Source organism: bacterium (assembly GCA_021372775.1).
GTDB lineage: Bacteria > Acidobacteriota > Polarisedimenticolia > J045 > J045 > JAJFTU01.
The window spans coordinates 1-1,664 of record JAJFTU010000332.1 but is presented as its reverse complement, the minus strand read 5'-3'; the positions used below and the strand labels follow the sequence as shown (position 1 = coordinate 1,664).

General features: G+C 73.0%; 2 protein-coding genes. Both read left to right on the top strand.

Annotation, left to right across the window (positions count from 1 at the left end; translation table 11 throughout):
- Positions 1-456: porphobilinogen synthase (locus LLG88_11220; protein MCE5247473.1), on the top strand; the 456-nt coding region annotated here is incomplete at its 5' end.
- Positions 453-1,664 (top strand): glutamate-1-semialdehyde 2,1-aminomutase (locus LLG88_11215; protein MCE5247472.1); only part of this gene is annotated, 1,212 nt, incomplete at its 3' end. The genes LLG88_11220 and LLG88_11215, both read left to right, overlap by 4 nt.

The window sequence follows — 1,664 nt, the reverse complement described above, 5'->3', positions numbered from 1 at the left end:
GCGATCCGCGACGCGCTCGACGAGCACGGCTTCGAGAACGTCGCCCTCCTCTCCTACGCGGTGAAGTTCGCCTCGGCCTACTACGGCCCGTTCCGCGAGGCGGCCGGCTCGGCGCCGGGGAAGGGGGACCGGAAGGGGTACCAGATGGACGTCCGCAACGGCCGCGAAGCGCTGCGCGAAGCGCTGCTCGACGAGGCCGAAGGCGCGGACATGCTGATGGTCAAGCCGGCCCTCGCCTATCTGGACGTGATCCGCGCGGTGAAGGAGCTGACGAACCTGCCGCTCGCGACCTACAACGTTTCGGGCGAGTACTCCGCGGTCAAGGCCGCGGCGGAACGCGGCTGGCTCGACGAGGCCCGGATCGTGCGCGAGAACCTGCTGGCGATGGCCCGCGCCGGCGCCGACCAGATCATCACCTACCACGCGCGCGAGGCGCTGGCGGGAAAGTGGCTGTGAGCGCCGGACCGAAGTCGGAGGAGCTGTTCCGGCGCGCCTGCGAGGTCATTCCGGGCGGCGTCGATTCCCCCGTGCGCGCCTTCCGCGCCGTCGGCGGCACGCCGCTCTTCGTCCGCCGCGGACAGGGCGCGGCGATCGAGGACGCCGACGGCCGCCGCTACATCGACTTCGTGATGTCGTGGGGGCCGCTGATCCTCGGCCACGCCCACCCGGAGGTCGTGCGCGCGGTCGCCGCCGCGGCGGCCGCGGGAACAAGCAACGGCGCGCCGTGCGAAGGGGAGGTCCTGCTGGCGGAGAAGGTCCTCGCGCGCTACCGCGGGATGGAGCAGGTCCGCTTCGTCTCCTCGGGGACCGAGGCGGTGATGAGCGCGATCCGCCTCGCCCGCGGCGCGACGGGGCGCTCGCTGATCGTGAAGTTCAGCGGCTGCTACCACGGCCACGCCGACCATCTGCTCGTCGCCGCCGGCTCTGGGCTGGCGACGTTCGGCGAGCCGTCGTCGGCCGGCGTGCCGGCGGAGTTCGCCGGCCTGACCCGCGTGCTGCCGCTCGACGATCCGGAGCGGGCCGAGGCGCTGTTCAAGGCCGAAGGAGACCAAATCGCCGCGGTGATCGTCGAGCCGATCCCGGCGAACAACGGCCTGCTCGTGCAGCGGCCGGAGTTCCTGCGCCTGCTGCGGGAGCTGACGGCGAAGCACGGCGCAATGCTGATCTTCGACGAGGTCATCTCCGGCTTCCGCGTCGCCCCCGGCGGCGCGGCGCAGCTCTACGGCATCGAGCCGGACATGGCCACGTTCGGCAAGGTGATCGGCGGCGGCATGCCGGTCGGCGCGTTCGCGGCGAAGCGCGGGACGATGAAGAAGCTCGCGCCGCTCGGTCCGGTCTATCAGGCCGGAACGCTCTCGGGGAATCCGGTGGCGATGGCCGCCGGCTTGGCGACGCTCGGCGTCCTCGAGCGGGAGCGCGGCTGGGAGCGGCTCGAGGCGCTCGGCCGGCGCCTCGAGGAGAAACTGACGCCGGTCCTCGCCGCGGCGCCCGTGCCGGCGCGCCTCGCGCGGGTCGGGTCGATCTTCTGGCTCTCGCTGCAGGCGGGCGATCCGCCGCGCGCCGCGGAGAAGCTCGCTTCGGGCGGCGCGGCGATCTACCGGCGGCTCTTCCACGCGCTGTTGAAGCGCGGCGTCGCGATGGCGCCCTCGGCCTACGAGGTCGCT